Below are 13,949 nucleotides of genomic sequence, written 5' to 3'. Positions count from 1 at the left end.
CCCGGGGCCGCTGTGATGCACCGGAACAGAACGGAGCCTGGCAGACAGCGGCGATGCGATCCATCGGGATCGCGTCGAAGGCTTGCCTGTCTCCGTGTAATTCAGGCGGGACGAGCGCCACGCAATGGGAAATGTATTCGAGTTACAAGGCGTGGCAGCCGCGGCCGGGGATGCCGACCGGCTGATAGCGGGCGCGAGGTTTGCCGACGCCGTGGCGATGATGTCGGCAGATTTCGTCGCTATCCACGAAGTCGCCCCCAGAGCCGCAGCGCTGTTTGCGACACAACAGCGATGGCTCCTCTGCCACGCGGCACTTGCGGAGCATTTTCGTGGTGTTGCGGACGGTCAGCCTCGCCTGACACGACGCGGCATGGCGCAACTGGCCCTGCAGCATGGCATTGCCAGTCGCAACACCGCCCATGCGTTCTTCGACGAAGCGTTGAAGTATGGCGTCATCCGGCCCTTCGACGATGTGTTCGCGCCCTCGGACGGCACCCTGCTGATCCTGATCCGCTGGTACAGCCTTCATTTCCGAGCGCTCGACATGCTTGATGGCGGAACCCGGAATGCCTGGTTTCTTGCCGATCCCGAAAACCATCTGGTCGGTCTCGCCCCCATTGCGGGCAACACCATTCTGTCGAACCCGGACGTGCGCACGCCGGGGCCGCTTTATACGATCTTCACCTGGGCGGATGCCGGCGGTCTTCTGATGGACCGGCTCGTCGCAGGTATCGACCGGACGGTGGCGCGGGTCGACGGCGGTTACCTGACCGATGTCAGCTCGATTTCGGATCTTGCACGCTCTTTCGGACTGTCCCGCGCGCATGCCAGCCGGAAGATCGCCGAGGCGGAATCGATCGGGGGAATAGGCTGGAGCGGCAGGCGGGGCCATTCCCGTATCTGGATCTCGCAGAATTTTTACACGGAGTACGCGCGGGCACAGGCCTGCAAGCTGCTTGCGCTCGACAAGGCCTTCACCGTTACCGCAGCCCAGACAGGCGCCAACTGGCACGTGTCAAAAATGGACGGCGACGATCGAGACGCCTTTTCATAAATCTGGGCGGATGACGCCGCCGGGCGGCTCGTCAACGCCGGGGATACCTTAGAGGAAATTGTCGTGCATTTCAGGATTTCGGCTCTTCTGTGCCTGCTTCTGGCCGGAACATCCCTGCCGGCTGCGGCACAGGACGCGGGTGCGCTCTTGCGCGAGCAGCAGAGGCGCGAGGATAGTCTGCGCCCCGACAGGCTGCCCTCCGTCGAAGACGATGCGTCCGCGCAGGAAAGGCCCGTCGCAGGCGCCCAGCAGGGGCAGACGATCATTGTGCGAAGCCTGCTCTTCACCGGCAAGGTCGATATCCTGCCGGAGAAGGAACGTGCGCGCATCGCCTCGGCCGTGCAGGGCCAGTGCCTCGGCATTGCCGGCATAAAGGCAATCGCCGACACGGTGACGATCGCCGCCCAGAAGGAAGGGCGGCTTCTGGCTTTCGCGGTTCTCCCGCCCCAGGACATTACCGAAGGTGTCGTGCGCGTCGAAATACGCGAAGGGCATCTCAGCGAAAAAGTCGTCGAGCGCAAGGGAGACGTCCGAGCCCGCCAGGGCAGGCTCGAAGGTCTCGCGGCGGAGCTTCCTGCCGACGGTGTGGAGAAGAAGGATCTCGAGGCGGTACTGCTGCGGATGAACGATCATCCCGGCGTCACGGCGCGAGCGAGGCTGATGGCGGGCGCGGCACCCCAGACAAGCCGGCTTGTCATTGGCGTGGAGCAGGCGCCGCTTTTCTCCGCCAGCCTCTGGGGTGACAATGCCGGCTCGTCGTCCACCGGCAGGGCGCAGGCAAACGGGCAGTTTGTGCTGACCGATCTCTCCGGATACGGCGATGTCACACGGTTTACGACCACCGTTTCCGAAGGGCAAAAATTCGCACAGGCCGCGTTCAGCATGCCGCTCGGCACCGGCCCGCTCTCCTTCAGCGCCAATTACGGATTTCTCGATTACCGCAATGTCGATGCGGTCGGTTCCGTTCTCGGTCTGGAAGGGCAGGCCCACTATGCCGGTGTCGGTCTCGATTACAGCCTGGTGCGTTCGCGTGACGTCAATGTCCGGCTGACCGCCGATCTCGACTGGAAGGCCCTGATCGACGACAGCCTTGTCGGCCGTCTTCAGGACAAGCGCGTTATCGCGGGCACCTTCGGCATAGCCGGTGACGTGCGTGATGACATTCTGGGTGGCGGGCTGACAAGCTGGTCGCTCGGGTGGACCCTCGGTGACCTCGATCTTTCCCGCGTTCCCGGCGCGATGGCCGCCGATGAGGCAAGCCTGCAGACACAGGGCAGTTTCCAGACGCTGAATGCGCAGGTATCGCGCCTGCAGGCGCTCCCGGGTGATCTTTCGCTGTTCGGCCGGGTCGGTGCCCAGTGGGCGAACAAGAACCTCGACAGTTCGCAGGATTTTTCGCTCGGGGGGCCGTATGGCGTGCGTGGTTATCCCGTTGGTGAAGGCCGCGGCGACATGGGCGTGCTCGGCACGCTCGAGCTTCGCTACGACGCCCCGGTGCCCGACATGTGGGGAGCGCTGCAATTCGCGACGTTCCTGGATGCCGGTTACGTGCGCTTGAACCGGCAATCGAATGGCATTGCTGCCGCCAGTGTGTGCGGCTGCAACGATTACGGCTTGGCCAGCGCCGGCGTTTCGGCGCGCTGGTCTCGTGAAAATCTGAGCTTCTCCGCAGCCTGGGCGCATGCGCTCGGCTCCAATCCCGGCCGCGACCGCCTCACCGGCGAGAACGCGGACGGCAGCACGCGCCGCCACCAGTTCTGGCTGCAGGGCGCTATCAAGTTCTGAGGGTGGAAACATGAACAGGATCTACAGGCATATCTGGTCGAAGAGCCTCGGTCGTCTGATCGTCGTGCCGGAATGCGCCGTCGGCGCGGGCGGCGGAAAGTCTGGACGGCGCAGGAACAGGTTGCCGGCAAGCGGTATCGCAGCCGGCGCGCTTGCGGGACTTCTGTCCTCGATGGCGCTTTCCTCCGCGATGGCGCAGGATGCCCTGCCAACGGGCGGGCAGGTCGTATCCGGCTCGGCGACGATCGGCGTAAACGGCGGGGCCATGACGATCAACCAGTCCTCCGACCGGATGATCGCGAACTGGCAGAGCTTCTCCGTCGGCGCGGGCAATTCCGTCACCTTCAACCAGCCGGGCGCGTCCTCTGTCGCCCTGAACCGTGTGATCGGGCAGGACCCCTCGCAGATTCTCGGCAATCTTACTGCCAATGGGCAGGTCTTCCTGATCAATCCCAACGGCGTGGCGATCGGCAAGACCGGTCGCGTGCAGACCGGTGCCTTTGTTGCCTCCACCCTCGGTATCAGCGACGAGAAATTCCTCTCCGGCACCTACAGTTTCACGGGCACCGGCGGATCGATCGTCAACGAGGGTGACATCGTCGGCGGCACGGTCGCCTTGATCGCGCCATCCGTTTCCAATGCGGGCACAATCACCGGCAATACCGCCCTGGCGGGCGGAACGGACGTCCTTCTCGACTTCGACGGCGACGGCCTGCTGTCGGTGGAGGTGAAGGGCTCGACCATGGAGACGCTGGTCGAGAACAAGGGCGTCATCAAGGCTGACAAGGGTGTCGCCATCCTGACGGCCAAGGGCGCGTCGGCGGCCATGAAGGGTGTCGTCAACAACTCCGGCACCATCGAGGCAAGTTCCATCGGGACGCGTGACGGCCGCATCCTGCTGCTCGGCGACATGCAGAACGGCGAGGTCAGGGTCGCTGGAAAGCTCAAGGCGAAGCGGGTGGAAACCTCCGCCGCAAAGGTGACACTCGACAAGACGGCGAAGGTGGATACCGGCGGCGGCAAATGGGTCATCGACCCGGTGAACATCACCATCGACAACAACTATGCGACCGCGCTGGAGACGGCGCTTGCGACCGGTGACGTGGAGGTCTCCACCTACAACGACGGCAATGGCGGTGATGAGGGCAACATCAACGTCAATGCCTCGGTGACATGGGGCTCGCATGCCCTGACCTTGCGGGCGGACAACAATATCGTCATCAACGCCACGCTCACATCGACAGGCACGAGCCTGACGGATGGTCTCGTGCTCCAGTACGCACAGACGACCGCCACCGGCAGCTACACGATCAATGCTTCCGTCAACCTTGCCGCAGGCAGCCTGTTCCGCACGCAGAAGGGGGCGGCCGCGGCGATCGACTGGACCGTCATAACCGCGCTCGGTGCGGCCGGCAGCACGACCGGCAGCGACCTTCAGGGCATCAACGGCAACCTTTCCGGCTATTATGTGCTGGGTGCCGATATCGATGCGACGGCAACGGCCGGCTGGAACGGCGGTGCGGGTTTCGATCCCCTCGGCGACTACGGGTCGCGGTTTACCGGCGCGCTCGACGGGCTCGGCCATGTCGTCAAGAATCTGACGATTGATCGTCCCGGTGAAAATGAGATCGGCCTGGTCGGCTTTCTGGGTGGTTCGGGAAGCAATGGCGGCATCATCCGCAATATCGGGATTTCCGGTGGCAGCATCTTGGGCATGATCAATGTCGGCGCTCTGGTGGGTTATTCCTCATCGGGAGCGATCGACAACACCTGGTCCAGCGCAGCCGTAACCGGTGTCAGCAACAACGGCAGCGCCGACGGCAATGTCGGTGGTCTGGTCGGGTACAATGAACTGGGTTCGATCAGTCGCTCCCACACGACGGGCGATGTCAGGTTGATGAATATTCAAGGCCGCCGGAACCTGGGTGGACTCGTCGGATACAGTAATGGAACGGTCACGGATTCCTTTACTACCGGCAGTGTGGGCGGAGACAGATCCGGTAATGTCGGTGGTCTGGTCGGCTATCTGGACGGTGGCACCGTGTTGCGCTCCTATGCGACCGGTTCGGTCTACGGCAGCGCGAATATCGGCGGCCTGGTCGGCTATATGTCGCGCGACACGAACAGCGTCACACAGTCTTACGCAACAGGCAGCGTCTCCGGCGATTCCAGCGTCGGCGGGCTGGTCGGCTGGCTGTCGAAGGGAACCGTGTCGCAGTCCTTCTCTTCAGGCGGGGTCAGCGGCGGTCAGAATGTTGGCGGTTTTATCGGTGTCGCCAACGGGGAAGCGTTCATAACCGACAGCTTTTTCGACAAGGAAACAGCTGGAACCGACCGGCTGATCTTCAAGGAACCCTACTGGGCAGCCCCTCAGACGTCCAATGTCGCCGCCTACACGACCGCTGAAATGCTGACGCAGGCGAGTTATGTCGGATGGGACTTCGTGAACGACTGGTTCATGATCGAGGGCAATACCCGCCCCTTCCTGCGGTCGGAATATTCGACCGTCATTTCCAGCATCAACCAGCTTCAGCTCATGGTGCTGAACCCCGGTGCAAGTTACAGTCTGCTGCACGATATCGACTTCGGCAGCCTGCTGACCGATGGCAGCCGCTCCGACATGTGGGCCACGTCGTCTTCCGACGGCATGGGCTTCTTCGGGGTGGGCGACAACGCTGGCGTGGGCCTGTTCAGCGGCACCTTCGATGGACGGGGATATACGATTTCCAATCTCGTCATCAACCGGGGCGACATGGATGGCGTGGGCCTGTTCGGGCAGACGTATGGCGCAACGATCCGCAATGTCGGCCTCGTCGGCGGCAAGGTAATCGGGCGCAACAGCACCGGAGCCCTCGCGGGGGTGGCCAATAACGGGGTCGTCGAGAATGTCTTCTCGACGGCGAGCGTAGTCGGCGCGAACTATACCGGCGGGCTGATCGGCCAGAACACCGCGCAGATCGATACGGCCTACGCGGCGGGCAGCGTTACCGGCTCCGACAATGTCGGCGGGCTGGTGGGAAGGACAATCGCCAGCATCAGGAATGCCTATGCCACGGGCGCGGTAAGCGGCAGCAATGCCATCGGCGGTCTGGTTGGCGTCAATCAGGACGCTGTCGAATTCTCCTACGCTTCGGGCACGGTGAACGGTAGCCAGAATGTCGGCGGCCTGGTCGGGGTGAACCTTGGCACGGTCAGCAATGCCTTCGCTATGGGTACGGTCAGCGGAAGCTACAATACCGGCGGGCTCGTCGGGCAGAACCAGTCCACGATCGACGACAGCAGCTGGAGTTCCGCTGCCACGGGCCGCAGCGGCGCCTGCGGCAACGCGGCCTGCGGGACGGTGACGGACCTTGCGGTGCAGCAGCTCATCGATCCGTTCCGCCTCATTGCGGCGGGCTGGGATTTCGCCTCTGCCTGGGCCACGCCCAAGGCCGGCGGCGCACCGGTTCTCCGCACCCTCACATCGGCTCCGGTCTACAATTACTATGTGCGTGTCGGCGGCAACGCCACCGGCACCTACGGGGACACGCCTTCGACCAACGGTGTCGTCGTCAGCGGCATCGGCGCGGACAACGTAACGGTCGGGTGGGGCAGTGCCATCACGACGTCCACCAATGTCGGTACCTATGACTGGTCAACGCAGGACATCTTCGCGATGACCTATTCGGCGGGCGAGGCCGGTGACTACTATATGGGCTTCGACGCCGGCGGCCTGACGATCAACAAACGCGTTGTGTCGCTTCTCGGTAATCGTGGCTATGACCGCACGTCCGTTCTCGATGCGTCCATCTTCACTCTCCTTAATCTCGCCAATGATGAGACGCTGACCCTGACCGGGCAGGGCGCGATGGTCGACAACGGCCTGGGAACAGGCAAGGTCGTTTCGCTCGGAACGCTCGCGCTGGCCGATGGCACCGGCCTCGCTTCAAACTACACGCTCGCCAGCGGCACCTATGCGGTCGATATCATCCGCGCCGTGATCACCGGCATTTCAGGCATACTCGCCGCAAACAAGACCTATGACGGCTCGACCTCGGCCACACTGGACTTTTCCGGGGTGACTTTCGAGGGGCTCGTCGCCGGCGAAGATCTGTTGCTTTCCGCCGCCACCGGCACGTTCTCGGACAAGAATGCGGGAACGGGCAAGGAGGTGACCGTCGGGAACTTCGTGCTCGGCGGTGCCGACGCCGACAACTACATCCTGGATCTGAGTTCGATCACCACGACCGCGAACATCACGAAGGCCGCGATCGGCAGCGTCACGGGTATCACCGCTTCGGACAAGGTCTATGACGGTACGGCAAACGCGACCCTCAACTTCTCGGGCGTATCCTTCTCCGGCATGGTCCTGAACGACGTTCTGACGGTTGCAAGTTCTATCGGTGCATTCGGCGACAAGAACGCGGGGAACGACAAGACGGTCAACATTTCCGGCCTCATCCTCGGGGGTAACGATGCCGGCAACTACACACTCTCGAGCACGACAGCCTCGACGACCGCCACCATCGAGAAGCGTGCGGTCTCCATCGACGGCTATGCGGCTGCCGACAGGGTCTACAACGGTTCGACCGGGGCGCAGATCACCACCGCCGGAACGATCGACAACATGATCGCCGATGACGATCTGTCATCGACATTCCTCAGTGCTGCCTTCGGGGACAAGAATGCCGGGAACGGCAAGACCGTCACGATTAACGGCATTGCCCTGTCTGGCGGCGACGCCGGCAACTATACGCTGGCCGACACGACGGCGACGACGACCGCCGACATCGCCAAGGCGACGATTTCCGCCGTCACGGGCATTACAGCATCCGGCAAAACCTATGACGGCTCGACCGTTGCGACGGTTGACACCGATGATGCCGGCTTCACCGGCATGGTCAGCGGCGACACCCTGATCGTTTCCAGCGCAACCGGCGCCTTCGAAGACAAGAATGCCGGGAACGGCAAGACCGTCAGGATCAGTGGCATTGCCCTGTCGGGTGACGACGCCGGCAACTATACGCTGGCCGACACGACGGCGACGACGACCGCCGACATTGCCAGGGCGACGATATCCGCCGTCACGGGTATTGCGGCATCCGGCAAGACCTACGACGGAACCACCGCCGCTTCGCTCGCGACGTCGGGCGCGGGCTTCACCGGCATGGTCGATGGGGATGACCTCGAAGTCGCCGCCGCCAGCGGAGCCTTCGAAGACAAGAATGCCGGCAGCGGCAAAACGGTGAACATTACGGGCATCGTGCTCGGCGGTGCATCATCCGGCAACTACGTGCTCGGTGACACGACGGCGGCGGCCGCCGCCGATATCGCGCGCGCAAGCCTCTCGATGTCGGGCTTCACGGCGGCCGGGAAAGTCTATGACGGCACCACGTCGGCAACGGTCACGGGCGGCCAGCTCGATGGCATTATTGGATCCGACGAGGTCTTCTTCGCCTATGCGAGTTCCCTGTTCGCCGACAAGAACGCCGGTGCCGGAAAGGTCGTAACGATTGGTGGCATCACGCTTTTCGGTCAGGATGCGGAGAACTATTCGATCACCGGAACCGCGGCGACGACGGCCGATATCGCTCGTGCGACGATCTCCGCCATCACCGGTATTCGCGGCGTGAACAAGGCCTATGACGGAACCACCGGAGCGCTGCTCGACTATACACAGACGGTCTTCATCGGTGCGGTGGCGGGCGACGTGCTGCAGGTCGCGAGCGGCCATGGCCAGTTCGGTGATGCGAGCCCCGGACAGGACAAGGCGATCACCATTACAGGTTTGCGCCTCGGCGGCGTCGACGCAAGGAATTATGTGCTGAGCAATGACACGGCAGTCGCAACGGCAGACGTGAATGCGCCGTTCGCCAGCCCCCTGCCGCCGCTGACGCTGGTGCCCGAGGGCTTTCCGACGGACGAACTTGTTGTCTTCGATACTGCGCGTCTGCTCGCCGGTCCGGTGCTGGTGGACTTTCCGGAATGGCCGTGGGTCGCGTCGGTGAATGACGGCACACTTTTTGAGAATGGGCAATGAAATGGCCAGCAAACAGTCACTCGGTAAAATCGCATGGACGCTGGCGAGCGTCACCTCTGCCACCCTTCTCGGTTTAACGCTTGCACCGGCAAAGGCAGCGCCTTTGCCGGGCGGCGCCGGCTCGCTCGTCGAAACCTATCAGGATTGGGTCGTCGCATGCCAGGAGCGCGACGGGCAAAGCTTCTGCGTCATGCGGCAGGTGCAGAGCAACACGCAGACGGGGCAGAATGTCGTGACGGTCGAGTTTTCGGCTGCGCAGGACAAGCTGAACGGAGCGCTTCTCCTTCCGTTTGGATTGCTGCTTTCCGAGGGCGCCACCGTGACCATCGACGGTGCCGGGAAAAGCCGCGTGTTGCCGTTTTCGACCTGCCTGCCGCAGGGGTGCCTCGCGCCGATTTCGTTCGAAGCGGATGACATCGCGAAGCTCAAGGGCGGCACGGCGCTCAATCTCGCTGCCCGGTCGTTTTCGCCGCCTCAGCCCGTGGAGCTCAAGATTTCGCTGAAGGGCTTTTCGGCTGCGTTGAGCCGCGTCTCCGAGTTGACGAAGTAGAGAGCCGCGCGCGGGCGTTTTCCGATCACATAACGATGTTCGTAGACCACGGAACCGCCGGGCAGGCCTGCGCCCGATTGTCCGGCCCTGGGCAGATCATAAAAGGGGTTGCTTGGCAACCAATCGCCGTCGAAGCCATCCCACGTTCCGGATCGATGACTTGGACTTTCGGCTCTGCGCACATGCCCGACATTCGGCGGCAAAGCGTATGAAGTGTGGCTCACGGGGCCAGTCGAAATCAAACGGATAATTCGCCCGGCGCGGCATCGTCATCAACAATTGCTGCGATCGTGGACGCGCGCACGAAATCGCGGATTTCTTCGCCCGTAAACATCCGAATGCCATCTTCATCGCTCAATGGCGCGCCGGTTTGACGATCAAAGACAAACCATGTCCGAACGGCATCCGGATTGTCGACGCTGCAGAAATAGCGGGCAATATACCGTTCATTGCGCATCTCATGTCACTCCCTAATCGCCATTTCCTCGACGATGAGCCGACTGTGTTTTGCACCGCTTCACTTGACGAAGCTGCATGCATGACAGCATATTGTCACAAATGGATACAGAAGCCAACGACATGATTCAAGAGTTGATCCTTACGATTTTCCGGCTCGATGACGTGCTGAAGGCGGCAGCCAATCGGATATCCGAGCCGGCAGGTCAGACGGGAGCACGATGGCAGGTGCTGAACGCATTGGACGACGGGCCAAAAACGGTCGCCGAGATTGCGCGGATCAAGAACGGTTCACGGCAAGGCGTCCAAAGGATCGCCAACGAACTCGTCGCAGAAGGCTCCGCGGCGCTCAATGAAAACCCAAGGCATCGCCGCTATCCGCTTGTCTGCCTGACACCCCAAGGCAGGGCTGCTTTGGAGATGATCAGAAGCGAACGGGAGCGCTGGACGGCAGCCGTTTCCGCCGTGTTGGGCCACGAGGTCGATCCGGCAGTTTTGCACTTTCTGGAGCGCTTCCGTATCGCAGTTGAAACGACGCTTTCGAACAGGTGAAAAGCATGACAGTACCCTATCGCCCCACGGGCCATGCCGCCGTGTCGCCCTATCTTCTCGTATCGGATGCTGCAGGCCTGGTTGATTTTCTCAAGCAGGCCTTCGACGGCCGCGAAATCTCAAGGATCGAGCGGACGGATGGAACGATCATGCATGCCGCTGTGGCTATCGACGACTCGGTCGTCATGGTCGGTTCGCGGAATGTGACATTTCAGAACTCGACCCATCTCTATGTGTCGGATGTCGACGAGACGTATCGCAAGTGCCTGGCGCTTGGTGCCGAGTCCCTCAGCGAACCAGGTACCTTCGGCTATGGCGATCGGTCCGCGGGGATACGTGATGCCTTCGGTAACGTTTGGTGGCTCGGCACACACATGGGTGAGAAGGTTTAGTGATAAATACCGATATGGGCCTGCGATAGATATGATGCGCGGCTGCGACGATCGCGATGGCGGCGAACACGGCAGGGGTGCCCATCGCACCGGCCAGACCGAAGGACGTACGGTGCAGGTGGCGCATGTTGAACAAATAGAAGATTCCCATCAACGCCACGACATTTCCTATGTCCTTGCTGCAAGCGTCGCCAGGGCCGCCGAACGGTCGAGCCAGCCGACCTGCCTCACTCCGTCGACGACGGGCAGACGGTCTGTGGCGGCGACGAGTTGCGGGGCGATGTCGGCGATGGTCGCGTCGACATCCACGCCCGCGGTTGCGGGGCCGGCTTCCGCGGTCATGATCGATGCGACACGAACGACGCAGGCCGGCGGCACCTTGGCGACGAAGCGGCGCACATAATCGGTGGCGGGCTCGGTTACCAGTTCCTCCGGCGTACCGATCTGGATGATGCGGCCGGCTTCCATGATGGCGATGCGGTCCGCCAGGCGGATGGCCTCATCGAGATCGTGGGTGACGAAGACCACGGTGCGGGTCTGGGTTTGCTGAAGGCGGAGCTCGAAAGCCGCTTCATCGGTTCGTCGCCCGGGGTCGTCGCACTCCGCGGTCGCCTCGCTCCGCTCTGCGACCTCGATGTCGACGTGCTCGTCAACGGCGAGACGGGAACGGGCAAAGAGGTGGTGGCCCGCGCCCTCTACGATCTCGGCAGGCGCCGTGGTCGCCCCTTCATGGCGCTCAACTGCGCCGCCATTCCCGCGTTCGAGGCCGGAGACGACGATGAGCGTCTGGCCGAGCGGATGGGTATGCCAGGCGGTGCGCGCGCCCGGCTCGAAGGTCACCTGCGCGCCCTGCACCGAACGGGTTGAAGAGCGGATCGATGTGTACCGTCCCGGTGAACCAGGCCTCCGGCCCTTTGCCGAGGATCGTGTACCTGCCCGTAGAATGTCTATTGCCGGTCTCCTGTCTGTTAGCCGATAAGGGTGATTTGAAGCGGGAGTGCTCACCGTGGTCGGGGGGATTGCGATTGCGCTTCTCCTCGACCAGCCGATGTGGGGGCAGGGGATCGTGTGCATTATGATCATCTGTCCTTCTTCGTGATGCCGCCGGTGGCCGCACTCGTGTGGAAGAACATAATCATGCATCCGGGCTACGGGGTGTTGGCGGATATCAATAGGGCGCTCGGCTTCCGGCTTTCCAGGGAGACCGGCACCTGGAAGGGCGTCGTGGGCGCCGAGCATCTCGGCTCCGACATGTTCTGCACGTCTATGTCGATGGCGTCGGCACGATGACGGTGCGCGCCGACGGTGACTTTGCCGCCACCCATGGCGACGCCGTCTTCCTCACCCCGGACGAGAACCGTATCCACCGCTTCGACGACAAGGGGCTGGCAATCCGATGAAGAGACGTGAGGGCAGGAGCGTGCTTATCACGGGGTCGGCGTATTCCCATCCCTGGAATAGGTGATGCATGCATTGCAAATCGTCATCGATATCGAGACGCGCGCGAGATCGGTCTGCGGAACTTGCGCAAGATCGCTGTCGAGGATGACGATGTCGGCCAGGAAGCCCGGTGCGAGCTTGCCTTTTTGGCTTTCCCTGAATTCCACCCAGGCGCCGGCCCGTGTGTAGGCATGCAACGCCTGGTCGATGGTAACCGATTGGTCTTTGCCGCCTTCCCTCCAGGGCTGCCGCGTGACGGCCGCCTGGATGTTCGCCAGCGGTGCAAGAGGCGCGATGGGCCAATCGGATGAAAACACCAGCGGCACGGCGGCTTCCAGCAGCTCGCGGGTGCGGAAGGCGATGGCTTCGCGCTCGATGCCGATGCGTGGCAGATAGGTTTCCGTCGGGAAATCCATCGCACCCGGCGGGTGGGCCGGCTGCATCGAAGCAACGACGCCGAGTTCGCCGAAGCGCGGGAAATCGCTCTCCTGCAGCAGTTCGATATGCTCGATACGGTGGCGGGAATCGCGTTTGCCGTTCTTCCCGCGTGCATCCTCATAGGCATCCAGCACCTGCCGGACGGCGCCGTCGCCGATGGCATGCACGGCAACCTGCAACCCGAGAGCATCGGCAAGAACGATCGCTTCGCTGAGTTCGTTACCGGGGAAAAGCGGCGTGCCGTTGTGATCCGGCGCATCGGTATAGCCGTCGACGAGTACGGCGGTTCCCGATTCCACCACGCCGTCGGCAAAGACCTTGACGAAGTCGCAGGTCAGGAAGTCGCTCTGGAATTCCTCGCGCCAGTCGGCGGCGCTGCGGATGTCCTCGAGGGCCGTGCCGGGCTTGAACAGATAAGGCACCCGCACGCGCACCGGCAGTTCGCCATTGGCGTCAAGCTCCCGGAGCATATCGAGCTGGTAATAATTGCCGTCCATGTTCTGGATGGAGGTGATGCCGTTCGCGGCGCAATAGGCAAGGCCCTTGCGCAGCACCGCCATGTCCCCGGCGCGCTCTTCCGCCGTGATGCCGCTCTCTTCCGCGCTGGTGACGGCGCCAAGGATATCCCGCCCGCCGGAGGGGGAAAGCTTATAGACAAGGTTCATGGCCGGGGCTTCCCGCAGCTCGCCCGTCGCAAGCCCATCCGCCCCGACGACGACCTCGGTTCCGGGGCGGAGTTCCGCGCCCCGCTCGATGCCGGCAAGCCTCAGGGCCGCCGTGTTTGCCCATGCGGTGTGATGGTCGGCCGAGGAGATGAACACCGGCAGGTCCGGGCAGGCCGCATCGAGGTCCTCGCGTGTCGGCATGCGTTCGTCGGAGATGAAATTGTAGAGCGCCGAATGCCCAACGATGAAGCGAAGGCCCGGATGCTGTGCCCGCCAGTCGGCAATGCGTGCTGCCAGGTCCTCGACGCCCTTGACGGTGGCGACGGAGAGCTGCTGCAGCGAAATGCTGCCGCCGAAGATATGCAGGTGCGCTTCGTTGAAGCCGGGCAGCACGGTGTTGCCCCCGGCATCGATCACGCGGGTTTCGGGCCCTTCCAGCGGGGCGCATTCCGCATCCGAGCCGACCCGGACGATGCGGTTGCCGAGCACGGCGATGCTCTGCGCGGCCGGTCGGGCTTCGTCCATGGTGCGGATGGCGCCGTTGCGGATGATGAGGTCGGCGGTGACAGTCATGGGCTCCTCCCGGTTGTGTCCCTGG

9 protein-coding genes and 4 pseudogenes are annotated in these 13,949 nt (G+C 62.9%); 9 read left to right on the top strand and 4 right to left on the bottom strand.

Annotation, left to right across the window (positions count from 1 at the left end):
- Positions 1 to 124 precede the first annotated feature (124 nt).
- From HNQ66_RS08960 to HNQ66_RS08945, 4 genes are all read left to right on the top strand, one after another.
- Entirely contained in the window at positions 125 to 1,054 is a 930-nt protein-coding gene (locus HNQ66_RS08960) for a hypothetical protein (protein WP_184143218.1), read from the top strand.
- A 63-nt stretch (positions 1,055 to 1,117) separates the two neighbouring features.
- Positions 1,118 to 2,839 carry a ShlB/FhaC/HecB family hemolysin secretion/activation protein gene (locus tag HNQ66_RS08955; protein WP_343059460.1) on the top strand — a complete coding sequence of 574 codons (1,722 nt, stop codon included), beginning with the start codon at positions 1,118 to 1,120 and terminating at the stop codon, positions 2,837 to 2,839.
- Positions 2,840 to 2,849: 10 nt separating this feature from the next.
- Positions 2,850 to 8,858 carry a YDG domain-containing protein gene (locus HNQ66_RS08950; RefSeq protein ID WP_184143216.1) on the top strand — a complete coding sequence of 2,003 codons (6,009 nt, stop codon included), beginning with the start codon at positions 2,850 to 2,852 and terminating at the stop codon, positions 8,856 to 8,858.
- Between the two features lies 1 nt (position 8,859).
- Complete coding sequence (locus tag HNQ66_RS08945) at positions 8,860 to 9,408, top strand: invasion associated locus B family protein (RefSeq protein ID WP_184143214.1); 549 nt, start codon at positions 8,860 to 8,862, stop codon at positions 9,406 to 9,408.
- Positions 9,409 to 9,646: 238 nt separating this feature from the next.
- On the opposite strand, the gene HNQ66_RS08940 is transcribed toward HNQ66_RS08945, so the two are convergent.
- Entirely contained in the window at positions 9,647 to 9,865 is a 219-nt protein-coding gene (locus HNQ66_RS08940) for a hypothetical protein (RefSeq protein WP_184143212.1), read from the bottom strand.
- A 77-nt stretch (positions 9,866 to 9,942) separates the two neighbouring features.
- Here HNQ66_RS08940 and HNQ66_RS08935 point away from each other — a divergent pair, with 77 nt between their 5' ends.
- Together HNQ66_RS08935 and HNQ66_RS08930 are read left to right on the top strand one after the other, a co-directional pair.
- Positions 9,943 to 10,416, top strand: coding sequence for a MarR family winged helix-turn-helix transcriptional regulator (locus HNQ66_RS08935; protein ID WP_184143210.1), 474 nt, complete (start codon positions 9,943 to 9,945; stop codon positions 10,414 to 10,416).
- 5 nt (positions 10,417 to 10,421) lie between these two features.
- Positions 10,422 to 10,808 carry a VOC family protein gene (locus HNQ66_RS08930; RefSeq protein WP_184143208.1) on the top strand — a complete coding sequence of 129 codons (387 nt, stop codon included), beginning with the start codon at positions 10,422 to 10,424 and terminating at the stop codon, positions 10,806 to 10,808.
- 168 nt (positions 10,809 to 10,976) lie between these two features.
- On the opposite strand, the gene HNQ66_RS08925 is transcribed toward HNQ66_RS08930, so the two are convergent.
- On the bottom strand, positions 10,977 to 11,336 hold the full coding sequence (locus tag HNQ66_RS08925) for an ATP-binding cassette domain-containing protein (protein WP_246434256.1): 360 nt from the start codon (positions 11,334 to 11,336) through the stop codon (positions 10,977 to 10,979).
- Here HNQ66_RS08925 and HNQ66_RS23705 point away from each other — a divergent pair.
- Positions 11,319 to 11,507: pseudogene (locus HNQ66_RS23705) on the top strand (sigma 54-interacting transcriptional regulator); the annotation flags it as partial. The gene HNQ66_RS08925 and the pseudogene HNQ66_RS23705 overlap by 18 nt on opposite strands.
- Before the next feature lie 36 nt (positions 11,508 to 11,543).
- Here HNQ66_RS23705 and HNQ66_RS23580 read toward each other — a convergent pair.
- Positions 11,544 to 11,759 (bottom strand): annotated as a pseudogene (locus tag HNQ66_RS23580) (cupin domain-containing protein); the annotation flags it as partial.
- Between the two features lie 46 nt (positions 11,760 to 11,805).
- Between HNQ66_RS23580 and HNQ66_RS08915 the strand changes: the two are divergent.
- Together HNQ66_RS08915 and HNQ66_RS23575 are read left to right on the top strand one after the other, a co-directional pair.
- Positions 11,806 to 11,999 (top strand): annotated as a pseudogene (locus HNQ66_RS08915) (sugar ABC transporter permease); the annotation flags it as partial.
- A pseudogene (locus tag HNQ66_RS23575) lies at positions 12,000 to 12,208 on the top strand (sugar ABC transporter ATP-binding protein); the annotation flags it as partial.
- A 27-nt stretch (positions 12,209 to 12,235) separates the two neighbouring features.
- Here HNQ66_RS23575 and HNQ66_RS08910 read toward each other — a convergent pair.
- A complete protein-coding gene (locus HNQ66_RS08910) occupies positions 12,236 to 13,924 on the bottom strand; it encodes an amidohydrolase (protein WP_184143206.1) in 1,689 nt (562 codons plus the stop codon).
- Positions 13,925 to 13,949 lie beyond the last annotated feature (25 nt).

This window comes from Shinella fusca (genome assembly GCF_014203155.1).
In the GTDB taxonomy this organism is placed as follows: domain Bacteria; phylum Pseudomonadota; class Alphaproteobacteria; order Rhizobiales; family Rhizobiaceae; genus Shinella; species Shinella fusca.
This window is presented reverse-complemented; position numbering and strand designations above follow the sequence as displayed.

What these genes read in the sequence shown, in the direction of transcription:
- HNQ66_RS08930 (WP_184143208.1), top strand. Translation starts at nt 10,422, where the DNA reads ATGACAGTACCCTATCGCCCCACGGGCCATGCCGCCGTGTCGCCCTAT.
- HNQ66_RS08940 (WP_184143212.1), bottom strand. Translation starts at nt 9,865, where the DNA reads ATGCGCAATGAACGGTATATTGCCCGCTATTTCTGCAGCGTCGACAAT.
- HNQ66_RS08935 (WP_184143210.1), top strand. Translation starts at nt 9,943, where the DNA reads ATGCATGACAGCATATTGTCACAAATGGATACAGAAGCCAACGACATG.
- HNQ66_RS08945 (WP_184143214.1), top strand. Translation starts at nt 8,860, where the DNA reads ATGGCCAGCAAACAGTCACTCGGTAAAATCGCATGGACGCTGGCGAGC.
- HNQ66_RS08910 (WP_184143206.1), bottom strand. Translation starts at nt 13,924, where the DNA reads ATGACTGTCACCGCCGACCTCATCATCCGCAACGGCGCCATCCGCACC.
- HNQ66_RS08950 (WP_184143216.1), top strand. Translation starts at nt 2,850, where the DNA reads ATGAACAGGATCTACAGGCATATCTGGTCGAAGAGCCTCGGTCGTCTG.
- HNQ66_RS08960 (WP_184143218.1), top strand. Translation starts at nt 125, where the DNA reads ATGGGAAATGTATTCGAGTTACAAGGCGTGGCAGCCGCGGCCGGGGAT.